This window comes from Halobacillus naozhouensis (assembly GCF_029714185.1).
GTDB classification, from domain to species: domain Bacteria; phylum Bacillota; class Bacilli; order Bacillales; family Halobacillaceae; genus Halobacillus_A; species Halobacillus_A naozhouensis.
Window position 1 is genome coordinate 2,529,304 of sequence record NZ_CP121671.1, and the last position, 25,094, is coordinate 2,554,397.

Annotated in this window: 27 protein-coding genes, 1 pseudogene and 2 other annotated features; all 28 genes and pseudogenes read right to left on the reverse strand. The window is 41.5% G+C overall.

Features of this window, described 5'->3' with window-relative positions; all coding sequences use genetic code 11:
* Window positions 1-199: 199 nt before the first annotated feature.
* Window positions 200-760, reverse strand: a complete 561-nt coding sequence (locus P9989_RS13325) for a BofC C-terminal domain-containing protein (RefSeq protein ID WP_283075385.1) — start codon at window positions 758-760, stop codon at window positions 200-202.
* 80 nt (window positions 761-840) lie between these two features.
* Entirely contained in the window at window positions 841-1,593 is a 753-nt protein-coding gene (locus P9989_RS13330; RefSeq protein WP_283075386.1) for a YebC/PmpR family DNA-binding transcriptional regulator, read from the reverse strand.
* Between the two features lie 78 nt (window positions 1,594-1,671).
* A complete protein-coding gene (locus P9989_RS13335) occupies window positions 1,672-2,226 on the reverse strand; it encodes a YhcN/YlaJ family sporulation lipoprotein (protein WP_283075387.1) in 555 nt (184 codons plus the stop codon).
* A 59-nt stretch (window positions 2,227-2,285) separates the two neighbouring features.
* Complete coding sequence (gene nadE / locus P9989_RS13340; protein ID WP_283075388.1) at window positions 2,286-3,032, reverse strand: NAD(+) synthase; 747 nt, start codon at window positions 3,030-3,032, stop codon at window positions 2,286-2,288.
* Between the two features lie 32 nt (window positions 3,033-3,064).
* The gene (locus P9989_RS13345; RefSeq protein ID WP_283075389.1) at window positions 3,065-4,060 is read right to left on the reverse strand and encodes an aminoglycoside phosphotransferase family protein; all 996 of its coding nucleotides are present in this window, start codon (window positions 4,058-4,060) and stop codon (window positions 3,065-3,067) included.
* Complete coding sequence (safA, locus tag P9989_RS13350; RefSeq protein WP_283075390.1) at window positions 4,017-5,207, reverse strand: SafA/ExsA family spore coat assembly protein; 1,191 nt, start codon at window positions 5,205-5,207, stop codon at window positions 4,017-4,019. The genes P9989_RS13345 and safA overlap by 44 nt, the downstream gene beginning before the upstream one ends.
* A gap of 168 nt (window positions 5,208-5,375) precedes the next feature.
* The gene (gene pheA / locus P9989_RS13355; protein WP_283075391.1) at window positions 5,376-6,242 is read right to left on the reverse strand and encodes a prephenate dehydratase; all 867 of its coding nucleotides are present in this window, start codon (window positions 6,240-6,242) and stop codon (window positions 5,376-5,378) included.
* A gap of 22 nt (window positions 6,243-6,264) precedes the next feature.
* Window positions 6,265-6,714, reverse strand: coding sequence for an ACT domain-containing protein (locus P9989_RS13360; protein WP_283075392.1), 450 nt, complete (start codon window positions 6,712-6,714; stop codon window positions 6,265-6,267).
* A 12-nt stretch (window positions 6,715-6,726) separates the two neighbouring features.
* Window positions 6,727-8,007, reverse strand: coding sequence for a GTPase ObgE (gene obgE, locus P9989_RS13365; RefSeq protein ID WP_283075393.1), 1,281 nt, complete (start codon window positions 8,005-8,007; stop codon window positions 6,727-6,729).
* A gap of 12 nt (window positions 8,008-8,019) precedes the next feature.
* Window positions 8,020-8,535, reverse strand: coding sequence for a Spo0B domain-containing protein (locus P9989_RS13370; RefSeq protein WP_283075394.1), 516 nt, complete (start codon window positions 8,533-8,535; stop codon window positions 8,020-8,022).
* A gap of 215 nt (window positions 8,536-8,750) precedes the next feature.
* Window positions 8,751-9,041: a 50S ribosomal protein L27 gene (rpmA, locus tag P9989_RS13375; protein WP_079530402.1), complete on the reverse strand. Its 291-nt coding sequence runs from the start codon at window positions 9,039-9,041 to the stop codon at window positions 8,751-8,753.
* A 14-nt stretch (window positions 9,042-9,055) separates the two neighbouring features.
* The gene (locus P9989_RS13380) at window positions 9,056-9,385 is read right to left on the reverse strand and encodes a ribosomal-processing cysteine protease Prp (RefSeq protein WP_283075395.1); all 330 of its coding nucleotides are present in this window, start codon (window positions 9,383-9,385) and stop codon (window positions 9,056-9,058) included.
* A gap of 12 nt (window positions 9,386-9,397) precedes the next feature.
* A complete protein-coding gene (gene rplU, locus P9989_RS13385) occupies window positions 9,398-9,706 on the reverse strand; it encodes a 50S ribosomal protein L21 (RefSeq protein ID WP_079530404.1) in 309 nt (102 codons plus the stop codon).
* Between the two features lie 14 nt (window positions 9,707-9,720).
* Window positions 9,721-9,793, reverse strand: a sequence feature (ribosomal protein L21 leader region).
* 36 nt (window positions 9,794-9,829) lie between these two features.
* Window positions 9,830-11,257, reverse strand: a complete 1,428-nt coding sequence (locus P9989_RS13390; RefSeq protein WP_283075396.1) for a ribonuclease E/G — start codon at window positions 11,255-11,257, stop codon at window positions 9,830-9,832.
* A 12-nt stretch (window positions 11,258-11,269) separates the two neighbouring features.
* Window positions 11,270-12,112, reverse strand: coding sequence for a site-2 protease family protein (locus P9989_RS13395; protein WP_346274906.1), 843 nt, complete (start codon window positions 12,110-12,112; stop codon window positions 11,270-11,272).
* A complete protein-coding gene (locus P9989_RS13400) occupies window positions 12,112-12,876 on the reverse strand; it encodes a M23 family metallopeptidase (protein ID WP_283075397.1) in 765 nt (254 codons plus the stop codon). Before P9989_RS13400 ends, P9989_RS13395 begins: the two co-directional genes overlap by 1 nt.
* A 177-nt stretch (window positions 12,877-13,053) precedes the next feature.
* Window positions 13,054-13,851 (reverse strand): septum site-determining protein MinD, encoded by a 798-nt coding sequence (minD, locus tag P9989_RS13405; protein WP_283075398.1) that lies wholly within the window; start codon window positions 13,849-13,851, stop codon window positions 13,054-13,056.
* On the reverse strand, window positions 13,844-14,530 hold the full coding sequence (gene minC, locus P9989_RS13410; protein WP_283075399.1) for a septum site-determining protein MinC: 687 nt from the start codon (window positions 14,528-14,530) through the stop codon (window positions 13,844-13,846). The genes minD and minC overlap by 8 nt, the downstream gene beginning before the upstream one ends.
* Window positions 14,531-14,572: 42 nt before the next feature.
* Window positions 14,573-15,100: a rod shape-determining protein MreD gene (gene mreD / locus P9989_RS13415; protein ID WP_283075400.1), complete on the reverse strand. Its 528-nt coding sequence runs from the start codon at window positions 15,098-15,100 to the stop codon at window positions 14,573-14,575.
* A complete protein-coding gene (mreC, locus tag P9989_RS13420; protein ID WP_283075401.1) occupies window positions 15,097-15,978 on the reverse strand; it encodes a rod shape-determining protein MreC in 882 nt (293 codons plus the stop codon). Before mreC ends, mreD begins: the two co-directional genes overlap by 4 nt.
* Before the next feature lie 12 nt (window positions 15,979-15,990).
* Window positions 15,991-17,031, reverse strand: a complete 1,041-nt coding sequence (locus P9989_RS13425; protein WP_283075402.1) for a rod shape-determining protein — start codon at window positions 17,029-17,031, stop codon at window positions 15,991-15,993.
* Between the two features lie 151 nt (window positions 17,032-17,182).
* A complete protein-coding gene (radC, locus tag P9989_RS13430) occupies window positions 17,183-17,872 on the reverse strand; it encodes a RadC family protein (protein ID WP_283075403.1) in 690 nt (229 codons plus the stop codon).
* 45 nt (window positions 17,873-17,917) lie between these two features.
* A complete protein-coding gene (locus P9989_RS13435; protein WP_283075404.1) occupies window positions 17,918-18,436 on the reverse strand; it encodes a Maf family protein in 519 nt (172 codons plus the stop codon).
* Window positions 18,437-18,652: 216 nt separating this feature from the next.
* Window positions 18,653-19,498 (reverse strand): SPOR domain-containing protein, encoded by an 846-nt coding sequence (locus P9989_RS13440; RefSeq protein ID WP_283075405.1) that lies wholly within the window; start codon window positions 19,496-19,498, stop codon window positions 18,653-18,655.
* A gap of 96 nt (window positions 19,499-19,594) precedes the next feature.
* The gene (locus tag P9989_RS13445; protein WP_283078916.1) at window positions 19,595-20,092 is read right to left on the reverse strand and encodes a prepilin peptidase; all 498 of its coding nucleotides are present in this window, start codon (window positions 20,090-20,092) and stop codon (window positions 19,595-19,597) included.
* Window positions 20,093-20,137: 45 nt separating this feature from the next.
* Window positions 20,138-20,353 (reverse strand): annotated as a pseudogene (locus tag P9989_RS13450) (prepilin peptidase); the annotation flags it as partial.
* Between the two features lie 316 nt (window positions 20,354-20,669).
* Window positions 20,670-21,950 carry a bifunctional folylpolyglutamate synthase/dihydrofolate synthase gene (locus P9989_RS13455; protein WP_283075406.1) on the reverse strand — a complete coding sequence of 427 codons (1,281 nt, stop codon included), beginning with the start codon at window positions 21,948-21,950 and terminating at the stop codon, window positions 20,670-20,672.
* Window positions 21,951-22,008: 58 nt separating this feature from the next.
* The gene (locus P9989_RS13460; RefSeq protein ID WP_283075407.1) at window positions 22,009-24,651 is read right to left on the reverse strand and encodes a valine--tRNA ligase; all 2,643 of its coding nucleotides are present in this window, start codon (window positions 24,649-24,651) and stop codon (window positions 22,009-22,011) included.
* A gap of 54 nt (window positions 24,652-24,705) precedes the next feature.
* Window positions 24,706-24,930, reverse strand: a binding site (T-box leader).
* Window positions 24,931-25,094: the final 164 nt, after the last annotated feature.

The window sequence follows — 25,094 nt, forward strand, 5'->3', positions numbered from 1 at the left end:
ACTGTGTTTATTGTAACACACAAGCACACGTTCGTATCAAAGAAAAATCGACGAGGGATTGGCGGGGTAGTAAGGTGATTTTTTATGAGAAAAGGATGTCCAGAAACAAAACTTCTGAACATCCCTTAGACTAATCAACATGATTATTTTTTTCATCAACTATAGAAAGGGTCGGTAGATCACTGGCCACTAGCCTCCATTACAACCCCTCTTCATTAGTTAATTGACTAATAACTTGCTGGAAATGTTCAGAACTGGTGATTTTAATTCCATCCGCTAATTTCAGCTTACTTTTTGCCTCAAGAGGCTTTAGTGGAATAGGATTAAAAGACTCCATTACATTTCCTTTCGAAGGTGCTCCCTGAAAGACTGCTAGCTCCCCGTCCTTTGTTACTCCAAAGTACCCCTGTTGCTCCGTAATTGGCGAAATACTATTTACTTGCTTCGAAAAAACCATATTCTCGCGCTTATGTTCTTCAATTGTCCAGTCACGATACTTCGACCAGAAATCTTCCATTGACCAAATGACCTCTTGTTCCTCGGTAATTTCTGTTACCCCGTCTATATAATGCTTTTTTGTAACAACATGAAAGATGACCGGTTCTTGGTGACTAGGTTCAGAAGATGCCATTTCTGCTTTCCTTTCCACAGATCGTTGTTTGGGCAACTCTTCACTGGTTAACGTTTCATGATCTATCCCGTAAACCTGCCATACAGTAAACGAAAGAATAAGCATAACTCCATAAATCCATCGAAACATCTTGATCCTCCTCACAAATAAATATAGCTTCTGTTTCTAGTATGTACAGAAACAGAAGCTATTATCAGGAGGATTTCATTTTAAGAGAGCTCGTCGAGAATTTCATCATCCGCATCTAAATTATGATAGATATCCTGCACGTCATCATTATCTTCAAGCATATCGATCAGCTTTACCATTTTTTCAACGCCTTCTTTATCTAAAGGCGTATAGGTGCTTGGGAACATCGTCACTTCTGAAGCTTGAAAGGTATACCCGCCTTTTTCGAGGGCTCCTTTGACTTCTGTAAAATCTTCAGGTGCCGTGAAAATTTCAAATTGTTCTTCATTAGTTTCCATTTCTTCTGCTCCCGCTTCTATCACTTCAAGCAACATGTCATCTTCATCTGAATCCGTTGTTTGTCTATCGATGACAAGATAACCTTTGCGGTCAAACATGAAGGCAACGCAGCCGTTTTCACCAAGATTTCCATCATTTTTATTGAAGGCATGACGGACATCAGCAGCCGTTCGGTTCTTATTATCAGTGAGCACCTTAACCATAACGGCTACGCCCTCTGGTCCATAACCTTCGTAAGTGAATTCTTCGTAATGAACGCCATCCAGATCTCCAGTTGCTTTTTTAATAGCCCTGTCTATATTATCGTTTGGCATATTGTTGGATTTTGCTTTATCTACTGCTAAACGAAGGTTTGAATTCATTTCCGGGTCTCCGCCGCCTTCTTTTGCAGCCATAAAGATCTCACGAGCGAGCTTCATAAACAACTTACCACGCTTGGCATCCTGCGCTCCTTTACGACGTTTAATATTGTTCCATTTCGAATGTCCAGCCATAGGTATTTCTCCTCTCTTGGAGCAAGTTTTTCCTATAACAATATACCACATTTGGAAATGGATATTAAACAATCCAGATTAATCGTTCTGCTGAAAAAACTGTTTGATTCTTTCTCTAAGGTTCTTCGGCATTTGCTGAGCTTTCAACCTTGCATTCAAGTCTTTCATATCTTCCCATTGACTATTGTTTGAATAGACCGTAACCGGAAGGTCAGTCATAGACTCGACCTTTTGGCGTACCTCCTTGATCACATTGCCATTCCTTCGATCATGAGGATTAATCATAACAGCCACATATACTCTTTCACCGTTTGTAAACGCCTGGGTTTGAGTAACCTCTGTTAATTCGTTGACGGCCTGGGTAATCTCCATGGATTCCTCATTATTGAAATCATTATCGTGAGACTTGTTCGTTTCACTATATTTTGAATCGCGCATTTCCTCATCCGTGCTACGCTTAAAGTAGTTTTCTTCACCTGTTGGAATTTTTCCTTCGTGCTTTGGAGCGTCCTCTTTTCCGTACTCAACTGGTTCATAGAAGTAACTTTCATTACCAGTCTTCGCTGGTCCATCAGCCTGACAAGCAACGAGAAATATCCCGCTCATTAAAGATATAGCAATTATTTTCCACATAAAAACATTCTCCTTTTACCATTACTATGGACTAAGAAGAATGATTTACTCAGTTAATATTAGGTAATTGTTGGAGACGGAGCAGCAGGTAGCTGGCGTTTATGCTGTGAACGTTTATGCAAGCGGTCAATAATGTCTAAATCTTTTTCGGGGACCTGCTCACCTTTTAAGTATTTATCAATCATTTCATAACTCGTTCCCATTTCATTCTCATCTGTTTGACCTTCCCAGAGGCCGGCACTTGGCTGTTTATGAATCACTTCATCAGGGACCCCTAGATGTTTAGCCATTTCTCTTACTTCTCCTTTAGTCAAATGGACAAGTGGAACAAGATCCACACCACCATCACCAAACTTTGTGAAGTAACCCGTGTGCCATTCAGCAGCATTATCCGTACCTACGACAAGATAACGATGATTGGTTGCAACTGTGTAAAGAGTACTCATTCTGAGACGTGCACGTAAATTTGCATCAGCCAGCTGCTGCTGGTCTTCATTTAATGTCCCCAAATCTCTTAGCTTTTGCTGTATAGAGGGAAACATAACCCGGTGTGTTTCTGTCAGGTCAACGGTCAGCGAGGATATATCGCACGACTCAATGACTTTATGAGCATGTTCTTGATCACTAGGCTGGCTTTTACAAGGCATAATTACCCCTAGGGATTGCTCGGGACAAGCCTGTTTAATTAAATGAGCCACAACTGCTGAATCAATTCCTCCGCTAACCCCTACTAGTAAACCATCAACGTTTGCTTCTTTTACTTTTTCATGTAACCAGCTCACAATTTGTTCTACTGTTTCCTGCACGAGTTTGTTCATCCTTTCACACTAATAATGCTTTATTTTAGCATATATTCTGTGTAACGAACAAACCTCTTACGTCTCTGCCATGCCTGATCCAACTTGTTTAGATGAGAGGATATAGAAATCTCTTCCTCCAGACATTTCCGATAGCCATAGAGCCATTCTCTCAGTAAATCAGCAGGGACTAAAACGCCTTGTAACCACAAGCGAGGGTATTCCATTTTCTTGAATAGTGTAAAGAACTCGGATTTGTACTCTTCCATATGTGGTAGAAACCGTTGCGCTAACTGTATGTCATCATAGAGCTTTGGACCATTGTATAATAGGTCAAAATCAATGATCTTAACGTTATGATGAGCATCTATTATAAAGTTATGATGAGCGACATCTCCATGAATCCAAACATGTTTTTGCCATGCCCTCTCCTCTAGTTCCCCCCAGGGGTTATCTGCAAAAAGAGCAAGCTGTTTAACCATCGTAATGTGAATTTCATCATACAATGTTTTTTTCCTATGGGTCATAAACACATCTTTCGTGTCTTCAAATTGTTTGAGACGATGGCCCCATTTTACATACAAAGGATCTCTTGGTATAGAGACTAAGGAAATTCCTTGTGTGGTCCGATGAAATCGCCTCATTATAGCATAAGTTTTAAATCGGTCTTCCTGCCATTTAAAATTAGCATGTCTCCCATCAATCCATTTGAATATTCCCCATTCCCAGCCAAAATTGTTTTTCGTATAGCTTCCATCCGGAAAAGGCACAGGCACTGCAGCCATTTTTTCAGCATCATACCAGCTTTTAAAAAAACGAATTTGTTGAGTTAATACTCTCGAGCGTCGATATCCCTTGATCAGAACTGGCATTCCATTATAATAAGCTTTATATATCTTAGGTTTAATGGTTGAATGATAGGTGACATTCATCTTAACGCCCGTATAAAGCCAATTAAAAAGGCGATCCGTAAAAGAATCGCCCATTCTATCTTTACTCGTCATCTTCATCATCATCTCGCCATGGCTGGTTTCCACTCCAATTTTGCATGGGTCCTTCAGGGTACTGTGCTCCCCCCATTTGATCCCCTTTCATTGGCGGCTGATGCCACCCTCCTACTTGCGGATCTCCGTGACAAGGTTGATGAGCTCCTCCTCCCATATGCGGGTCTGCAAACATTGGCTGGTGTGACCATCCACCCACTTGCGGATTCATGAATGGATCCGGATAACCGCCGTACATCTGAGGCTGAGGGTATCCATGCATCTGCGGACTGTGAGGATCACCACATCCACAGCCTGAATCTGGCATTTGTTGTGCAGGCAGATTCATATGATGTTGTGGGGGAAATTCCATTTCATTTCCCTGCCATGGCATCATTTGCTGCGGGGGATAAGGTTGCTGCATCATCGGATACGGATGAGGTGGACAGCAATAACAATCACTGTGAACCAACTGACCTTGCGGCATCATGTGGCCTTGGGGCATCATGTGACCCTGTGGCATCATTGGGTATGTCGGCATATGCTGCATAGGCATATAATATTCTTCATTATCCGGGGGACCCATACTGTATTCTTGTTCATGAGTGTTTGTTGCTGGCTGCTGTTGAGGTGCATTCGACATTGGATTTTGCATAAAATCTTTTGAGGCTGGCTGCTGTTGAGAATCTTTTGACGCCGGCTTCTGCTCAGGTTTTTCTGGTGCAGGCATCTCAGGTAAATGAAATGTTGTATAATAATTATGCATTGTTTTCTCTGGCATAGGCATCTGTACCGGCATCATGGGCTTTTCCTTAATCGGTTGAGACTTAGGCTGAGGCTTAGGCATTTTTTCATCTTCTTTAATAACAGGAATCGGTTTAGGAGATTGATCCTTATAAGGGTGTTTGGCAGCATTTTCTTTCTTTATAGGAGCTTCTTTCTTCTTTTGAGCCTCTTTTTTTGGTGCTTCTTTCTTCTTCTGAGCCTCTTTTTTCGGTGCTTCTTTCTTTGGTGCTTCCTTTTTAGGAGCTTCTTTCTTCACCGATTTCGACCCCTGAGGGACCTTGATTTTCATTCCCGGCATAATCATATCAGGATTGGAAAGTTGGGAATTTAACGCTTTAAGTTGTTCAAAATCAACTCCATACTTTTTTGATATTTTCCAAAGTGTATCACCTTTTTGTACAATGTGAATTCTCACAGTTGCAACTCCTTTCCTGTGATCTATAATCGATAAGACAATAATAGCTTCATAACACTCTATGCAACGAAACAGAAAAGGTTGATGAATTTGCCTATATTTATTTTTGGAGATTCAAAACAAAAACCCGCATTTTTCAACATGAAAATGAAAAATACGGGTTCTTCGTTACTTATTTGCAACTGGATCCATTTCTAATAAGTAGCTGGGATAGGTTCCAAGCAGTTTAAACGTACATCCTAACATTTCTAGTTCTGCTTTTACCCCAGGGAACAACACCTCGTCATAGGGTTGATCAACGTCTATTAAGAAAAAATAGTTGCCAAGTCCTGTTTTCATCGGTCTGGATTCGATTTTAGACAGGTTCATTTTTCGCCAGGCAAATGCTGAAAGTACTTGATGAAGGGCTCCCACATAATCCTTCGGCAACGTAATCATCACGGTAGTTTTGTGTTTCATTGGCTTGTGGGTTTTTGTCTCGAGTGGCACCGGCGTATTTTGAACCACAGCAAACCTTGTATGATTATTGTCATAATCATGGATATTATGTGTTAAAATGTTCAAACCATTTTGCTCTGCAGCTAGATGATTTCCAATAGCAGCCGTATGAACCCCTTGTTCAACAACAACCTCGGCGGCTTTAGCTGTAGAGGCCGTGTACGCTATTTCAGCTTCTGGATATTTCTTATAAAGATATTGCTGACATTGAGCAATTGCCTGGTTGTGTGAATAAATATGTGTCAGTTCTTCGCCATTATAATCAGGATGAACGAGAAAATGCTGGCGGATCGGTACGGTTAACTCTGTAACCACAGCCTGGTTCACTTCATGAATCAAATAATCAATGGTTAAATGTACGGAACCTTCGATAGAGTTCTCAAGCGGCACGACCCCTAAGTCCACATCTCCGCGCTCCACCGCTTCAAGACATGCTGGGATGTTTTCATAACCGATAAATGGTCCTTCTTCAAAGAAGGCATCAACAGCCATTTTAGTGAATGTCCCTTTTGGTCCAAGGTATCCAACTCGTTGCATAAAGCCTTCACTTCTCCTAACCTTAAGCTCCTGAACTTAAAATCTCCACCCGATCTACGAAGTCCAATTTATGAAGCTTTTGTAATAATTTCTCGATGGAATAAGTCATTCCTGTTGTATTTAAAGACAACGTTACGTTTGCTTTCCCTTGCAATGGAATTGTTTGGTGAATGGTTAAAATATTACAGCCTGACTCTGCCACCGTTAATAATAGATTTGAAAGCGTCCCGGTGCGATCTTCTAAATGAAAGAATAATGTAATCATCTGCTCTTTAACCATCGCCTGGAACGGGAAGACAGCATCCCTGTATTTATAAAAAGCACTGCGGGAAAGATCAACATGTTGAACAGCTTCAAAAATGGATTCCGCTTTGCCGCGTTCCAGTAATTCCTTTGCTTCGATCGTTTTCCTCATAGCATCAGGGAGAATATCGCTACGGACTAAATAAAATTGCTCATTGTAATCCGCCATTACACTACCCCCTTAATCAACAAATTCAAATTCATAATCAAGAAGCCTAACCGTATCTCCATCTTTAGCTCCTCGTTTTCTAAGCTCTTCATCCACACCCATGCCACGCATTTGTCTGGCAAACCGATTGATGGACTGATCTCGAGAGAAATCGGTGCGCCTGAATACAGACTCAATTTTCTCCCCATAAAGAACATAGGCTCCATCATCAGCACGAGTAACCTTAAAAGGAGCTTCTTCTTTTTCAAACTTATATACAACGCGTTCATCGACTTCCTCAATTGGCTGCTCTTCCTGCTTAGGGATTTCATCCAGACGATCTGCTACCGCATACAACAGTTCATCCAATCCGTCTCTTGTCACAGTAGAAATAGGAAAAATGGGTACATTACCGACTTTCTCCTTAAAAGAAGCTAAATTTTCTCTCGCTTCAGGAATATCCATTTTATTAGCAATAATGATTTGAGGGCGTTTGGCTAACCGTTCATCATAGGAGGAAAGTTCATGATTAATTGTTACGTAATCCTCATAAGGGTCTCGTCCCTCAAGTGATGCCATGTCAACTACATGTAGGATTAGTCGCGTACGCTCGACATGTCTCAAAAATTGATATCCTAGACCTACCCCTTCGTGTGCTCCTTCGATCAATCCTGGCAAATCAGCTAACACGAAACTACGGTGATCCTGACTTTCAACTACACCCAGATTTGGAGCCAGAGTAGTGAAATGGTAATCGGCAATCTTTGGTTTAGCCGCCGTTACAACTGAAAGAAAAGTGGACTTACCGACACTTGGAAAACCTACAAGACCAACATCAGCCAGCAGCTTCAGTTCAACTTGTACGTCCAGAGCCTCTCCCAGCTCCCCGTTTTCTGCTATTTCCGGCGCTGGATTCCTCGGTGTTGCAAACCGGGCGTTCCCACGGCCGCCACGACCGCCTTTAGCTATAACAGCTGACTGTTTATGCTCCGTTAAATCTGCTATAACTCTTCCTGTCTCCACATCCTTTACTGTAGTGCCAGGCGGAACACTAACGACCAGGGGTTGAGCATTCTTTCCATGCTGTTTCTGGTTCATTCCATTTTCCCCGCGTTTGGCTTTAAAGTGATGTTGATAACGAAAGTCCATGAGCGTGTTTAAGCCTTCATCGACTTCAAAAACAACATCTCCTCCGTTCCCGCCGTCACCGCCGGCAGGGCCACCCATTGGAACATATTTTTCACGGCGATAGGCTACTAATCCATTTCCTCCATCGCCGCCTTTAACAAATACCTTGACCTGATCCACAAACATTGTGATCACCTCTTATTCTATCGTCATTTCAACGGAAAGTTCATCCTCCTCGCAAAAGGCGATAAACCCTTCCTGTTCCAGCTTTTTATTCAATTGCATGGGATATGTAAAGTTTCCCTTCCATTCCCAGGTTATACCTAGCTGGTGGCTGCCAGCCCCTTGATAAACTTGGACACTTCCTTCATAAAGTTCATCTTTTTTACTGAATTCATCCAACAAAATAAGTAAACGTTTCGCATAAGCCGTCATCTTTTGGTCATGACGGGGTAAATCAACATTATTCTGGATCGTATACACTAAGCGGTATTGCTCTTGGGTCCAATTAAATGTAAGCAGCCAAACAGTGAATTCATAAGCACCACTATTCAACAATCTTCGTTCTTGTTCCGAATCATGAGATATCTTGTTGAGCTGTATTTGGAGCTTATCCATTTTTCCCATGGAAGCATAACCTTGGACTAATTGAATTTGATTCATCCAGTCATGACGCTTATGCCTTAGTATGGCAATTATCTCTTCCTTACTCAAATAAAACAGCCCCCTACCCTGCATATTATTAAAAAGTATAGCAAAGTTTGGCGAGAAACTGAATGATTTTATGAACGAAAGCGCAAGCTCCCTGGTAAACACGACAGAGTTCGGCAATGAACGGGATGAAAGATGTAATACAAGAAAAAGCCGCGCTTATGCAATAGGCATAGGCGCGACTTACATGTTTACGTATGAAACATACTATATTGAATTTAAGCTTCCTGTGCTACAGGATAAACGCTCACTTTCTTGCGGTTACGTCCATAACGTTCGAACTTAACAACACCGTCCACTTTAGCGAATAGTGTGTCATCTCCTCCACGTCCAACGTTTTCACCAGGATATACTTTGGTTCCACGTTGACGGTAAAGGATAGATCCACCTGTTACAGATTGTCCGTCTGCACGTTTCGCTCCAAGACGTTTAGACTCAGAGTCACGACCGTTTTTTGTACTACTTACACCTTTTTTAGAGGCAAAAAACTGCAAATCTAGACGTAGCATGGCTTTGCACCTCCTTACATTTGTGTGATTTTAATATATTGGCTGTATTCATTTTCTATCGTTTCAAGTGAAACCTGCATGCCTTCCAGCAAAGTCTGGGCTTTAGAATGGGCAATTCCATCTAAATTTCCCGGCAAAGTTATCTTTAAATAACCGCCTTGCCCGCCTTGTGCAACTTCAGGTTGAGTATCACAGAGACTTTCAATGGCATTCACTGCACCAAAGGATACAGCGGAAACTGCAGCACACACTAGATCGTGTCCATAAGGTCCACTCTCCGCGTGCCCCGTAATTTCAAAACCTGTGATGTCTCCATGATTGCGAAACATAGATACATTAATCATCGTCAGGATCCCTTACGCCTTGATACTCTCAACAACAAGTTTCGTGTACGGTTGACGGTGACCTTGTTTGCGTTTGTAGTTCTTTTTCGGCTTATACTTAAAGACAGTCAATTTCTTTTGACGACCTTGTTTTTCAACTTTAGCCGTTACAGAAGCACCATCTACGAAAGGAGCACCGACTTTTGTGTCGTCGCCGCCTACGAAAAGAACTTTATCAAAAGTAACAGTTTCCCCAGCTTCTCCGTTTACTTTCTCAACGTAGATTTCCTGGCCTTCCTGAACTTTGATTTGCTTACCACCAGTTTCAATAATTGCGTACATACTTGCACCTCCTTAAATTCACTCAGACTCGCCATTCAGGTACCGATTTACGGTTTCAAAACCTGTTCTGTGCGGTTGTAGCATGAAAGTGCTACTTATATAACATATTGATGTTACCACAGATCAAAACAAGTTGTCAACATGATACCCGCGCCGTTTGATGGCTTCACGTATCATAGTTAATGACCCTTCAAGCTCTATTTGCCATCCCGTAACCTCAGGGTCCGTCCTAACAAATAGCTCCTGTGGAATTTTACTAGAAATATCGTAAGAAAGCAATTGTTTTTTCAGCTCGTAAAGGCTTGGCGAAATCGCTACAAGCGCAGATTCACTCTGTACACTTTCTAATAACTCACGCTCTAAGCGAAAAAGAAGTGTGTCTTTTGAAAAGGAAGGTGTTTGTTGAGCCGTTAATTCCCTGATTACATTCGTCCAGTTTCGTTTCCTTGTGATTTCCATTAAGCCAAGTTTTGTCATCCCTACAATAGTTACAACAACTGGGTCCTTTTTGACTGCTGTATTCATGAACCGAAGCAGTTCTTTCTCATGTTTTTTTTCCTGCATAGATATAAAGTCAACTAATATCATTCCTGAGATATTTCGCAGTTGGATTTGCTTAGCCACTTCTTTCGCCGCTTCCTTATTCATTTCCAGCTTGTGAGAAGATGATAAGGTTTTCTGTTTGTACTTGTGGCTGTTGATATCAATCACTGTCATGGCTTCTGTATGCTCAATGATCAATTCCATTCCTTGCTCTGTTCGTGCAACAGGCTCGATAAGCTGCGATTGAACTTCATTAATTGATTTTCCGGTGTAGCCAGAAATGCTTTTGACCCATTTAACTTTTTCCGCAAGCACAGGGTAGCGGTTCTTAATGGACTGACTTAATTGACTATCATCCAAAATAATTTCTTGTACCTGTGATAACGGATGCTTGCGAATCAGCTGATCAGGTAAAATTGGATCCTCAAGTATTTTACTAATTTTAGCAGCTGACTCATGAGGCAGAAGCTCCTTCCACTGTTTTCTCAGCTGATTTATTTCATTCATAATTGTCGTTACTGAAACGATTGCAGCAGCAGTACGGATAATCACTCCTTCATCTGAATGAAGCTGCTCATTGAGCAATGATTTCAATTCCCCTGCCTGTACCGAATCCATCTTCTTTGAGACTGAGACTCTTTTTCCAAAAGGCTGATAAATGACTAACAGTCCGGGAATAGTAATATCAGCACTAAGCTGAGCCCCTTTTTCTCCAAGTGGTTCTTTTGTTACTTGTACGACTAGTAATTGTCCTTCAGTTAGTGTCCTCTCGATCGAAGCATTTGCCCATGGAATAGCTTCCTTTCTTAAGAACCCTTTACGTTCTTCGCCAAAATCAATAAAAGCTGCTTGCAAGCCTTTATTGATTTGGCTGACTTTTCCTAAATAAATTGAACCCGAAAGCGTTTTGACCTTCGGGCGAGTTGATATATATTCAACGATTTCGTTATTTTCAATTACAATCCCTACTTGCTCGCTTGTCTGTGTTTGTACGGCAATTGTCTTCATCTGACCCCTCTTTTAGTGTAAAATTTTCGGCAGATCTCCCATCCGAAGACTTGTCTTCTTCTGTTCGATAAACATTCGAAGACATTCTTGTTCATCTACTATATATAAACCTGGTTTTCGTTTCAATATATATAGATGTCGGCGATTCGCATGTACATTCTTAAGAACCCTCCGAACAGGAGTATTTGGGTCAATAGACAAATATTTGACCTTTAAGTGCTCTTGGTCTCTTCGAACACCGTACATCAGAAATCTCATGAACGTAAACGTTCGCCGCTTCCACTCCAGGCTGTTTTCTACCACCAGAAAACCAGCTAAGAGCATTCCGGCAAGTGTCATTCTTTCTTCTATGAGGAGGATGACGATGGTGGATAATATACAGGAAAAGGAGACCCACAATGTTGCCTTTATGCTTTTCTGAAAAGAGATCAACTGTGTTAAAACATAGAACAATAACTTGCCGCCATCAAGCGGCCAAATAGGTAACAAATTTAATAATAAGATAATCCGATTGTAATGAACGGCGGTGTCTAATAGCGGATGAGGACCGATGAAAGTTTGAAGTAAAAAAAGCAGGACAGCTATCCATACATGTTGAAGTGGACCTGACAAAATAACATGTACCTGCTCCTTGAATGGTTTGGCTGAATGTTCGTCGCTTACCACCGCACCGCCGAACAGCCAGAATTCAATATGGGAAACGCGCCACCCGTAGGAACGAGCTGTGGAAAAGTGCCCCCATTCATGGAGGGCAACGATTGAAAATAAAACGATGAACTCATAAAACGCACCAGTGAGGAAGGCAGAAAAGGCCAGCAGGAAAAATAAGGGATGAATGCGTACTCTGTTTATGATTACTCAGACCCTTCATCAACTTTTATGACCTGAATCGGATCCAGGTATTGCTCGTCCTTTTTAACCGCAAAGAAAAAATCTTTTGTTTCGCCCTCTGCCGGGTTTAACTGCGCAATTGCCTCTTGTGCCTCTATATGCTCGTATAAATGAACATTAATGGAAGATAGAAAACCGTAAATCGTATTTGTTCCATCTTTGTGCTGAACAATAACGGTTTTATTCGTTTGCTCATCATTCCCTGCAAAAATTACAGTTCCTGCCTTAACCGCCTTCACGGCAGATCCGCCATCTGTTGTCATTACAATTCCTTTCCCGTGATTTTGAAAGGGTTCGGTCACCGTTCCATTCACGGGCAGAGCTAACCCCTTGCTCTGGTTTTCATCCTTAGACTGAACAAGTTGCAAAGGGTCTCCAAACCGCTCGTTATACCAAGCAGTTACACTCGCAAATGGGAACTCCTCTTCAAGCTGGTTCACCACCCATGCCTCAGGCTCTGCAGTAATGGCCAAATTCGTTTTTTGACTAACGAACATCCCTGTAAATAACAAAACTGAACAAATAACTTGTACACCTAAATAAGAAGATCGCTTTTTACTTGTAGGAGCACCTGGAAATCCACCCGTTACGATGGGCGGGAACCCATGCATCTCTTCGTCTTGAGGTGGTGCAATTCTTCTGCTGACTGGGTCGTAACCAGTTGACTTCACTTTATTTCTTTTGCGTTGAGCTATACTTTTACGTACATAGTCAATATTTCTATTCACTCTAACCCCTTCTCTCTTACACCTTTTCTATCAGTCTATGGGGAGTAGATCGTGAATATGAATCGTTTGAATTCAACAAAAATATATTTCCACTTATTGAAAATAAAGAGATTATGAAATCAACGTAAAAAAGCGACATTCCAACACCATGAAGGAATGCCGTTTATATACGTGTTGCTAAGTGCGTAAACCGAAAAAACGCTTAACTTTGGCCATTAGAGTTAAATCTTCTTCCAGGCTTAACAGCGGGACAGATTCTCCTAAGATTCGTCTTGCAATATTTCGATAAGCCAGCGATGACTTTGTATTCGGCTGAAGCGCAACAGGCTCACCTTTATTAGACCCTGTGATGACCGCGTCATCATCAATTACGATGCCTAGTAAGTCAATAGAGAGAATGTTAACGATCTCATCTACATCCAGCATATCGCCATTTTTCATTAAATGATTCCGGATTCGATTGATTACGAGCTTCGGCGGTTCAATATCCTCCTGTTCCAATAACCCAATAATACGATCGGCATCTCGGACACTAGATTTCTCCGGAGTGGAAATGACAATGGCTCGATCCGCTCCAGACACCGCGTTTTTATAGCCCTGTTCGATTCCTGCCGGACAATCGATAATAACATAGTCATAATCTTGTTTCAGTTCATCAACAATAGCTTTGATACCTTCTGGCGTAACCGCAGATTTGTCCGATGTTTGAGCGGCCGGTAATAAATGAAGGCAATCAAATCGTTTATCTGTAATTAATGCTTGCTTTGTTTTACAGCGTTCCTCTACTACATCTACAATATCGTAAATGATGCGATTCTCTAGCCCCATCACTACATCTAAGTTTCTAAGCCCAATGTCGGTGTCTACAAGGCATACTTTCTTATTCTGAAGAGCCAGAGCGGTTCCCAGATTAGCTGTAGTCGTTGTTTTCCCAACTCCACCCTTTCCAGAAGTAATTACAATAGCCTCACCCATTAAGCATTCTCCTTTCAAAACTAGCCAAATCCGGTCTTCTTCTCGTAACTTCCTGTAAGGATTCAATTCGAATGCTGCCTTTCACTTCGTCAACAAAGCCACACTCCATATAAACTCCTTCTGACTCATAATCAGGGGCGCGAGATAATTGGTCCGCAATCCGAAGCTGGTTAGGCTTCATGTAGGATGCAGCAATAATTGCCTGTTCATCGCCTTGAGTTCCTGCATGTGCCACCCCTCTTAAGCGTCCCATAATAAAAATATTACCTGTAGCCATCACTTGTCCTCCGGGATTTACATCGCCGATTAATAACATATCGCCACGGACTTCGAAAACTTGACCTGAGCGAATCGTTTTTACAATAGGTGTGACTTCGGTATTTTCTTTCCACGCAAGTGCTTCCTTCTTGGTCATAACTTCCGATTCAATAGCTTCTACAACCAGCCTCTGTTTTTCCCGGACGATTTCTTTTAACGTTTCTTGTTGCTGACCACTTAAATACCGTTTCCCTATCCGGATAGTTACCCGGATCATAGGTTCATCATGATCCACTCCATTAACGGAAAGCTTCTGTTCAAGTTCATGTATGATCGACTCAAATGAACATTGATCATTTAAGTGAAGAATTAATCCATCTCTTGTTCCTTTTATCATTACAATTTGACCATTCACTGCCACAAGCCCTCACCTCAAAGTCTTAAACAATTCTCCTTTTCTCTCTTACGCACTGGTTAAATCTTCTGACCATTGCTCTAATCGACTTTTCACGCATGGATATAAAATGATGAAAAATATCATATTGCCCGCAACTGTCGGGAGCAGCCGTAATGTTGCGTAAGTGCCCCATGAAATCGTCGTCACTTGCACAAAAGAATAGATCATGTACAGCATCGTATCAGCTAGAGCCACACTAAGCACCGCTAACAATGAAGTCACAATAAAGTTTGCATGAACTAACTTCTTTAGCCCGTGCAAAACATAAGCAGTCATAGCATATGTAGCCATATAAACTCCGAGCACTCCTGTATATACTACGTCAATTAACAAACCAAAGATTATACCATACCAAATCGCATGATAGGTATGATCTTTATCGTAGAAGATGGCAATGATGACAATTAAGCATAACACCCAATGTGGAGTTATTAGTAGATCAGAATAAACGATATTGGCTGGTAATAAACTCATGGCCATCCCTTGTAAAGCGAGTAGGATGAACAGGGCGGCGGGGATTATATAGCGCCTCATTGTTGTTCCCCTCCACCTTGTTCTTCCTCCGGGATGGATTGCATGTCCCGATCAACTACCATGACGTGATTGATATCAAACAAATCTGCAAAAGGTTCAACATAAGCGGTTTTAGTTAAACCAAATTGATCGTTGACCACTTTATCAATCTTACCAATTCTAAGGTTTTTAGGGAAAACACCGCCAAGGCCAGATGAGATCACTACATCTCCCTTTTTAAGCTCAACATCCTGTTTAATCCCCTCTAGAAGCAGACGCCCGCTTTCCTTATCATATCCTTCAATTAAGCCAAACACATTATCTTCGCCCTCTCGAACAACCCATGAAGAGATTTTGTTCGAGCGGTCAAAACCACTTAACAGCTGGACAGTAGAGTGGAAAGCACCAACAGACTTGATTTTGCCTACCATGCCCTCACTCGTAATGACAGCCATATCCTTAGCCACTCCGTGCTCTTCTCCTCGATTGATTGTCATTTGTTCAAACCACCGTTCAGAACTGCGCGCAATGACTGTAGCTTGAATAGGAGTGTAATCACTTAATGATTCTGTCTTATCAATCGTTGCTCTTAATTCTTCATTTTCTTTCTTCAATTGCTGATTTTTTTGAATAAGTCCTTTATACTCAGCTAGACGTGATTTCAGAACTTCATTTTGTTCATAAACATGGAACATATCTTGGATATTGTTTGTTGTATTCGTTATTAATTGGATCGGTGAGTGAAAAATAGATTGAGCCCAGCCCACCGTATCCTGAATAAACTTTTCTGGAACAGTTAATTCAGTACGATCTCTCATTGAAAAACCTATAAGTACTACTAAGATGACGAAACCGATTAACACGGTCATCAGTCTTTTTCTGCGAATAAAAGAAGGCATAAATGCGGCTCCTTATTCCGGTTTCGGGCGAGACGCTACATTAGGTTGAGATCTAAAGTGTTGAATGTATTCCAGAGATTTTCCTGTACCTATTGCTACACAGTCTAGGGGCTCATCCGCTATGAAGACAGGCATGTTCGTTTCTTCACTAATAATAGAGTCCATGTTATTTAGGAGAGCCCCGCCACCAGTCAGGACGATTCCCCGCTCCATAATGTCTGAAGCCAGCTCTGGTGGTGTTTTCTCCAGGGTGTTCTTGACAGTTTCCACAATAGATTCTACTGTATCATGAAGTGCGCCAACGATTTCTTCGGATTTAACGGTAATGGTTTTCGGTAACCCACTTAACAGATCACGACCGCGAATATCCATTTCTTCATTACTTTTGAAATTTCCTGCACCGCCAATTTCCATTTTCACTTCTTCGGCCGTTCTTTCCCCGATCATGAGGTTATACGTTTTACGAACATGCTGGATAATTGCATCATCCATTTCATCACCAGCCACCCGGATAGATTGGCTCGTTACGATCCCTCCTAATGAGATAATGGCTACTTCTGTCGTACCTCCCCCAATATCTACAACCATACTGCCTGTCGGCTCCCATACAGGCATGCCTGCTCCAATTGCTGCAGCAAATGGCTCCGCAATGGGAAAAGCATCTTTTGCCCCTGCCTGTTTTGTTGCATCAATCACAGCACGTTCTTCTACCATAGTGATGCCAGAGGGCACACATACCATGACATTTGGCTTGCTGGCAAATGTAGAACGTGTTTTTAGGGCTTGTTTAATATAATGCTTCATCATTTGAGCTGTTGTTTCATAATCAGCTATAACACCGTCTTTCATCGGTCGAACAACAGTTATGTATCCAGGTGTGCGTCCAATCATGTTTCTTGCATCATTTCCTACCGCTTCTATATCTCCTGTATGAGCATTCTTCGCCACTACGGAAGGTTCGCGTAAAATAATTCCTTTATTTTTTAAAAAAACTAATGTATTTGCAGTTCCCAGGTCAATTCCTAAATCTTGAGAAAATCCAAATAAACCCAATACTATCTTCCTTTCTAAAACCCGTTTTACCAAACAGGAAGAACATCTAATTTTTATGAGAAGAAGCGCCAATTATAAGATAGTCCTTATAAATGGCGCTCATATAGTTCATCAATTTAATTATACGAAAAATCATAGAAAATAGATAGTGTTACAAGTATCCTTTTTCTTTTAATGAAATGAACTTTCTGTCACCAATTACAAGATGATCTAATAATTCTATCCCAATCATCTTACCACATTCTTGCAATCTCCTGGTAACATGAATATCTTCCTGTGATGGCGTAGGGTCTCCCGAAGGATGGTTGTGGGCACAAATAATTGAAGCAGCCGAACGTTTGACTGCTTCCTTAAAGACTTCACGCGGGTGTACAATCGAGGCGTTTAAGCTTCCGATGAAAATTGTCTGACGGTGGAGAACCTGATTCTTCGTGTTCAAAAATAAAACGATAAAGTGTTCCTGTTTTAGTTCACGCATTTCTTCCATTACGAAATCTGCTCCATCTTCCGGACTGCGAATCATATACCTTTCCACAGGTTTCATCTGCTGAATTCTTCGTCCAAGCTCAATAGCCGAAAGAATAAGAACGGCCTTTGCTGCCCCAATCCCTCGAATGGCCGTTAATTCTTCAATGGTCGCATCTTTTAAAAGTATAACCCCTTCGAAATGAATCAACAGCCTCTGCGCAAGGGAAGTGACAGATTCTTGTTTCGTACCACTCCCTAGCAAAATAGCTAGTAGTTCCTGATTTGATAACTGAGCTGCTCCAAGCTCTATTAACCTTTCTCTCGGCCGATCCTGTTTGGGTACATCTTTAATCATGATACTTGTTTCAGCCATTGACGCTTCGCATCCCTTCTTATCTATTCCTCAAAAGAAAGAAGGTCAGCCAGGAGCGATCTTAAAAGCAGTCAGCTCCCTCGTTAATTTTGAAATAGGTAACCCGACAACATTAAAATAGTCCCCTTCAATTTTTTCTACCAGAAGTGCCCCTGAACCTTGAATTCCATATCCTCCAGCTTTGTCCAATGATTCCTGTTTGCTTAAATACCATTCAATCTGATCGTGCGATAATGTCCAAAAATAAACTTTTGTACTTACTACGAAGGAGACCCAGAGACAGCTGTCCCTAATCGAAACCCCCGTATAAACTTTATGACAACTACCACTTAGCTGTTTCAACATAGAATAGGCCTCATCATAGCTCTCGGGTTTTCCCAGCAATTGTGTCCCTTGATAAACGATCGTGTCGGCGGTCAAGACCACTTCATTTGCCGATCGAGAAATGGCAGTATTCTTTTGTTCTGCAAGGTTCTGTACGACGTCTTCTGGATTCATATCTTCTGAAATCACTTCATCCAATAAACTTGAGCGGACTTCAAAGGAAAAACCAGCTTGTAACATGAGCTCCTTCCTTCGAGGTGAAGCCGAGCCTAGAATAAGGTCAGGCAAAGGGACACGTCCTTTCTTTTGAGGTACCTATAGTTTACACAAAAACAAAGCTGCATAAGATTATCTACTTTCTATTTATGACTGTTCATGACTTGGGAGAAATAGTCGAATTCGTAAGTGAAGGTTGATTTTTCACAGCAGTTAAAAGAAGCATTGTTCTGATTATTACTATTTTTTCATTTGCTCAAGCGCCTTCGCAAACATAAGCCAAACAATCCCGTTTTCTCCTTCATTCGCCCACTTTTTTATGGCATTAGTGAAATTCCCGTCTGCATGCTCTGTTTCTTGCCACGTCTTCAGCAGCTGTTTCCTTTCTTTTACAGGGACATCTGCAAGAGACTTTCCTTCTAAATGTTGGATAATAGTATTCACGACAGAAGACTGCGCTTCAGAAACCTCTACATTTCCAGCTGAAACAGACCATGTTTTAATGTAAGTAGGGATGTCACCAGCTGAAAGTTCTGCTGCAATCAGTTCGACTTCTGCTTGATTAGCTCCACTTCCTGCAAGTAAATAATATTGGGATTCGCGTTCCCATATGACAGACGGCAGAGATTGTTCAGTTAAGTCCGCTTTCCATTCATTAGCTTTGGCTTCACTTGAAAAAACTCCAGCCTGGACGATTAATTTATCTAAGCCGGGAAAATCGACGGGAACGGTAGCTGAAGGAGTGGACTGGACAGCCTTCATGTCTGCGTTGGCTGCTCCACTAGTTGGACTCGCCTCATCTGTAACAGATACAAACATTCGCAACAATAAAAAACCAAGAGCCAAACTAATCACCAATGCTGTAGCAATAGATAATCCTATATTCTTCATAAACGATGGACTGCTCGGTTTTTTCCCTTTATGCGGCATTTCATGTACGTGCATCTGCGTCGATTCTCCCCAATAATCATAGGAGTCTTTAGCATTAGTAGAAGCTGCCTGCTCTTTTTTAGCTTGGACGATTTCTTGACTAATCGGATCTTCTTTTTTTCGTAAGGAAATAGAGATTTTATTATTTCGGCTCATTCTATATCACTCCTGCTTGGGTTTCTACCAACCCTATCACAAGGTTTATAAAAAACTAGCTGAATTTTGTCATGTGTCCTTCGACAAGTTTCCCTGTTAAAGAAAGAATCGAGTTATATACCATTCAATTATTTGTGCACCTGAGAAAAAGGAGGTCATAGTACCTGCTGCGATAAAAGGACCGAATGGAAAAGGCTGATGTCTGGATATCAAACCAGTTCGAAGAAGAACGACACAAACTATTGCTCCCATTACAACAGCTAAAAAGAAAGAGACTAGTAACAGCTTTATTCCTAAAGCGAATCCAATTAACCCTAGCAGTTTCATATCGCCTCCCCCCATCCCCCCGCGACTGACCATAATAATTACAGCTGTCCCCATCAGACCAACTAAAGCACCCAGGATGGCCGTCCACCATGTCCCTGAGGGTGCGAGTACACGGTAAATCATGATCAATATGAAGAAAAAGACGAGTACCTTATCCGGGATAATCATATAGCTTAAATCACTTACAACAATTATATGGAGCAAAGACATCAGCAATAGAGCTAACGCTAATTCGGGTCGGAAGCCTATCAGAATATAACTACACATAAATGAGATTCCACTGGCACATTCCATTAGTGGATAGAGGAGGGGAATTTTTTGTTCACAATAGCGGCATCGAGCGCCCAAGAAGAGGTAAGAAATGAGGGGGATGAGATCGAACCAAGATAATGAATGAAGACATTTCGGACAATACGAGCGCTTTCGTTTGAGAAATTCTCTTTTTGGAACACGCAAACCGACAACATTAAAAAAAGAACCGAACAATAGGCCAAGTATAAGAAAATAAAAGCTAAAAACCGTAGTCATTATGCTTACACCTTTTTCTATTTATTTTTTATAGGGGGTTATTTCTGGGAGAGATTTTTCTGAAGTACGATGACTTTCAAGGAGAGCAAACGGTTGAAGAAAGTTATTCAACCGCTTATTTCATATTTTCGTAACCAGCCACGCGATTACGGCCGCTTTGTTTGTTCCGGTCATAAAATCTAAAAATCTAATTAATGTGAACCACATCAAATTACCTGTTAATCGTTGACTTGTTTACTGTTGCACCCCATTACATAAGTCATTTTTCCTATAAAGGCTGTTTCAGATAAATTATATATTATCATAGAGGTTCTTATTATTCAAAAAATTTCCTTATTGCGGAAATAAAATACAAGGATCCTGTAATAAGTAAGACGTCTGATTCATTCATCGTTGGACAAATTTCTTCTAGAGCCTGCTTATAATTCGTATGCACGTGTAGTCGATTATGGGTGACAAGTTGAGAGATCTCTTCAGCCTCCATCGCTTTTGGAAAATCAAAGTGGGTTACCCATAACTCATCAGCTATTCCCTTTAACTGTGCCAGCATCTCCTTTACAGGCTTATCAAGAAGAGCAGCATACATGATGATAATCCTTTTATCATCATAGTGTTTGATCATGGTCTCCACTAATGCTTTAGTCCCTTCCTGGTTATGTGCTCCATCCAAAATGATTTGAGGCTGCTCAGAAACTCTTTCAAAACGAGCTGGCCAAAACGTCGATTCTATGCCTGCTTTGTATTGGCTGCGGTCAACTTTATAACCTGCATCCTTAAGCAGTTCCATTGCATAAAGGGCTAAGGAAGCATTTTTAACTTGATGTTCTCCTTTCAATGGTGAGAAAAAAGAAGACTCTCCGTAACCTGGTGCTGAAAATGAAAAATATTCTCCATTTTGTACACTTTTCAGGTGAGTGCTGGTAAAGCTTTCACCCATCGTAAATAATGGAGCATGCTGTTCCGCTGCCTTATGTTTGATAACATGAAGCACATCGTCTCGTTCCGCTCCAGTAATAACATGGGTTTTTTCTTTAATTATTCCCGCTTTTTCATAAGCGATTTGTTCATAACTGTCGCCAAGTATCCCCATATGATCTAACCCTATATTTGTAATTATGGATAGAGCCGGATGGATAATATTCGTTGAATCCATCCTTCCTCCAAGACCTGCTTCAAACAAAACAAAATCTAAGGGCTGACGAGAAAAATATAGAATAGCCATCGCTGTAATCACTTCAAACTCTGTAGGCTCTCCCCAAACCGTGTTCGCCAATTGTTCTGCAAGTGGCTGAATATCGAGGACAAGGTTCGCAAGTTCCTCATCATCAATCGGATTCCCATTTACGCTAATTCGCTCATTAAATCGCGTGATATAAGGTGACGTAAAACTACCTGCTGTATACCCTTGCTTCTGAACCAAATTCCGTAAAAATGTCAACGTAGATCCTTTTCCATTCGTCCCGGCAATATGAATAGATGTTATTTTTTTCTCTGGATGCCCCAGCTTCTCCATCATCCATTTCATTCGATTTAAACCAGGCTTAACTTTGAACTTTTCGCGTGAATGGATCCATTGTAACGCTTCATCATAATTCATCTATACGACCTTCCTTCAAAAAAGAGGAGAGCATTCGCTTGAATACCCTCCCATAGCTTTATGCTTTTAGTTCACTGATGCGAGTCTCTACTTTACCGCGTTTATCCAAATAATCCTGTTCTTTTTTACGTTCTTCTTCGACAACATGCTCAGGGGCTTTTTTAACAAAACCTTCATTCGAAAGTTTCTTCTGAACACGTTCTACTTCTTTATCCCATTTCTGCCAATCTTTTTCTAAACGTTTTATTTCGTCATCGATATTAATCAGACCAGCAAGCGGCAGATAAAGCTCTGCTCCTGTTATTACGGCAGACATTGCTTTTTCAGGTGCCTTGAGATCTGTACCAATAACGAGTTCACTTGGATTACAGAATCGCTCCAAATAGCTTCGGTTCTTCTCGAGCTCTGCAGCCACTGATTCATCCTTGGCTTGAATCATCAATTGAATTTCCTTAGACATTGGTGTATCAACTTCAGCCCGGATATTACGCACAGAACGAATGATCGATACCAATCGTTCCATTTCGGCAACGGCCGTTTCATTGTGATGCTCTTCTTTCACCTGTGGCCATGCAGCCTGAGTGATCGACTCTCCTAGGTGAGGAAGATGCTGCCAGATTTCTTCCGTAATAAACGGCATAAACGGGTGAAGCATACGCATAATCTGATCTAAAGTGTAAGCTAAAATCGAACGTGTTGTATGAATACGGGCTTCATCTTCTCCGTAGAGCGGAAGTTTGGCCATTTCGATATACCAGTCACAAAACTCATCCCAGATAAAATTGTATAAGTGACGTCCTGCCTCCCCAAATTCGTATTTGTCGATATTCCGTGTTACCTGCTCAATCGTTTCATTTAATCGGGTAAGAATCCAATCATCAGCCACTGATTTTTCACCAGATAAGTCAATGTCATCGTATGTTAAATCACCCATGTTCATTAAGGCAAACCGTGAAGCATTCCAAATTTTATTGGCGAAGTTCCACGTGGATTCAACCTTCTCCCACTGGAAGCGCAGGTCCTGACCTGGAGCGGAGCCGGTAGAAAGGAAGTATCGTAATGAATCTGCACCGTATTCCTCAATGACCTCCATCGGGTCGACTCCGTTACCGAGCGACTTACTCATTTTACGACCTTCTGCATCGCGAACTAGTCCGTGAATGAGCACATCTTCAAATGGACGACGGTCTGTAAATTCAATCGACTGAAAAATCATCCTGCTAACCCAGAAGAAGATAATATCATACCCGGTGACAAGCGCATTGGTTGGGAAGAACCGCTGGAAGTCCTCACTATTCTCATCAGGCCACCCCATCGTAGAAAAAGGCCATAATGCAGATGAAAACCAGGTATCGAGCACATCCTCATCCTGCTCCCAGTTCTCAGCGTCTGTTGGAGCTTTCTTCCCTACGTAGATTTCGCCAGTTTCTTTATGGTACCAGGCAGGAATCCGATGTCCCCACCACAACTGACGGGATATACACCAATCACGAATGTTCTCCATCCAGCGCAGGTATGTCTTCTCAAAACGGTCCGGGACGAAATGAACCTTATCATTCCCGCTTTGTAAGTTAATGGCTTTTTTCGCTAGCGGTTCCATATTAACAAACCATTGTGTAGATAAATACGGTTCCACTACAGCTCCGCTACGCTCAGAGTGACCAACAGAGTGCCAATGGTCTTCTATTTCAAAAAGAACACCTTCCGCTTGCAAGTCCTTGACGATTTGCTTACGACACTCAAATCGGTCCATACCCTGATATTGCCCAGCCTGATCATTCATCGTCCCGTCTTCATTCATAACCAGGACACGTTTTAATTTATGGCGGTTACCAATTTCAAAATCATTGGGATCGTGGGCCGGAGTAATTTTAACTGCCCCTGATCCGAATTCCATTTCTACATAGTCATCCGCTACAATTTCAAGTTCCCGCCCTATAATTGGCAGAATTGCTTTCTTACCAATGAGGTGTTTGTAACGATCATCATCAGGGTGAACTGCAATTGCTGTATCTCCAAGCATTGTTTCAGGGCGAGTCGTAGCGATCTCTATCGAACCTTCCCCATCCTTTAAAGGATAACGCATGTGATAAAAAGCACCCTGGACATCTTTGTATTCTACTTCAATGTCCGACAAGGCGGTTTTTGTAGCTGGGTCCCAGTTGATGATATATTCTCCACGGTAAATCAAATCTTTTTCATAAAGTTTTACAAACACTTCCTTAACAGCTTCGGATAAGCCATCATCAAGTGTGAAACGCTCACGTGAATAATCAAGCCCGAGACCTAATTTTTCCCACTGGGTACGAATAAACTGGGCGTACTCCTTCTTCCATTCCCATGACTTCTCCAGAAATTCCTCTCGACCGAGATCATAGCGGGTTGTTCCCTGTTCTTTAAGCTTCGCTTCCACTTTTGCCTGTGTGGCAATCCCAGCATGGTCCATTCCAGGAAGCCATAATACGTCATATCCTTGCATCCGTTTAACGCGTGTCAAAATATCTTGTAATGTCGTATCCCAGGCGTGACCTAAGTGAAGTTTGCCTGTGACATTCGGCGGTGGAATAACAATCGTATAAGGTTCCTTGTTCTTATCACCTGTTGCTTCAAAAAATTTGCCGTCCACCCAGTATTTGTAACGATCCTTTTCGACTGCTGATGGATCATACTTTGTTGGCATGGTTACATCCTTTTCCTCCATGGATCTGTTCCTCCTTTAATCATCTCGTGAAATAAAAAAATCCCCTTCATCCATAAAAAGGACGAAAGAGATTACTATCCGTGGTACCACCTTTATTTACAGGGATTCCCTGTACACTTCATTAGTTCATAACGGTTTTGAACCGGCTTCTTCTACTTTACTTTCAAAGAAACTGCATCCAGGGCGACCTTCCATCAATAAACTGGCTGGGAAACTTTCAGCACGTGTTTCCCTCTCTGGAGCGTCTATTCATGTACTCTTCCCTATCACGGCATTTCACATATAGGTATTCTTTTTCATATTGTATATAGAATTCACTGTTGAAGTCAACTTTTTTTATTAAATTAGGCTTTAGTATTTGTTTAATGTCAGAAAACCTGTAATGAATGATTGCTGCTCGGCCCATCCACGTCTTGTCATTTATGATAAAAGGAGGAACATAT

Bases quoted from the DNA above. Each gene is read 5' to 3' on its own strand.
- P9989_RS13325 (WP_283075385.1), bottom strand. From the start codon at position 760: ATGTTTCGATGGATTTATGGAGTTATGCTTATTCTTTCGTTTACTGTA.
- P9989_RS13330 (WP_283075386.1), bottom strand. From the start codon at position 1,593: ATGGCTGGACATTCGAAATGGAACAATATTAAACGTCGTAAAGGAGCG.
- P9989_RS13335 (WP_283075387.1), bottom strand. From the start codon at position 2,226: ATGTGGAAAATAATTGCTATATCTTTAATGAGCGGGATATTTCTCGTT.
- pheA (WP_283075391.1), bottom strand. From the start codon at position 6,242: ATGCAACGAGTTGGATACCTTGGACCAAAAGGGACATTCACTAAAATG.
- P9989_RS13360 (WP_283075392.1), bottom strand. From the start codon at position 6,714: ATGGCGGATTACAATGAGCAATTTTATTTAGTCCGTAGCGATATTCTC.
- obgE (WP_283075393.1), bottom strand. From the start codon at position 8,007: ATGTTTGTGGATCAGGTCAAGGTATTTGTTAAAGGCGGCGATGGAGGA.
- rpmA (WP_079530402.1), bottom strand. From the start codon at position 9,041: ATGCTACGTCTAGATTTGCAGTTTTTTGCCTCTAAAAAAGGTGTAAGT.
- P9989_RS13380 (WP_283075395.1), bottom strand. From the start codon at position 9,385: ATGATTAATGTATCTATGTTTCGCAATCATGGAGACATCACAGGTTTT.
- rplU (WP_079530404.1), bottom strand. From the start codon at position 9,706: ATGTACGCAATTATTGAAACTGGTGGTAAGCAAATCAAAGTTCAGGAA.
- P9989_RS13390 (WP_283075396.1), bottom strand. From the start codon at position 11,257: ATGAAGACAATTGCCGTACAAACACAGACAAGCGAGCAAGTAGGGATT.
- minD (WP_283075398.1), bottom strand. From the start codon at position 13,851: ATGGGTGAGGCTATTGTAATTACTTCTGGAAAGGGTGGAGTTGGGAAA.
- mreD (WP_283075400.1), bottom strand. From the start codon at position 15,100: ATGAGGCGCTATATAATCCCCGCCGCCCTGTTCATCCTACTCGCTTTA.
- mreC (WP_283075401.1), bottom strand. From the start codon at position 15,978: ATGCCTTCTTTTATTCGCAGAAAAAGACTGATGACCGTGTTAATCGGT.
- radC (WP_283075403.1), bottom strand. From the start codon at position 17,872: ATGGCTGAAACAAGTATCATGATTAAAGATGTACCCAAACAGGATCGG.
- P9989_RS13435 (WP_283075404.1), bottom strand. From the start codon at position 18,436: ATGTTACAAGCTGGTTTTTCCTTTGAAGTCCGCTCAAGTTTATTGGAT.
- P9989_RS13440 (WP_283075405.1), bottom strand. From the start codon at position 19,498: ATGAGCCGAAATAATAAAATCTCTATTTCCTTACGAAAAAAAGAAGAT.
- P9989_RS13445 (WP_283078916.1), bottom strand. From the start codon at position 20,092: ATGTGTAGTTATATTCTGATAGGCTTCCGACCCGAATTAGCGTTAGCT.
- P9989_RS13455 (WP_283075406.1), bottom strand. From the start codon at position 21,950: ATGAATTATGATGAAGCGTTACAATGGATCCATTCACGCGAAAAGTTC.
- P9989_RS13460 (WP_283075407.1), bottom strand. From the start codon at position 24,651: ATGGAGGAAAAGGATGTAACCATGCCAACAAAGTATGATCCATCAGCA.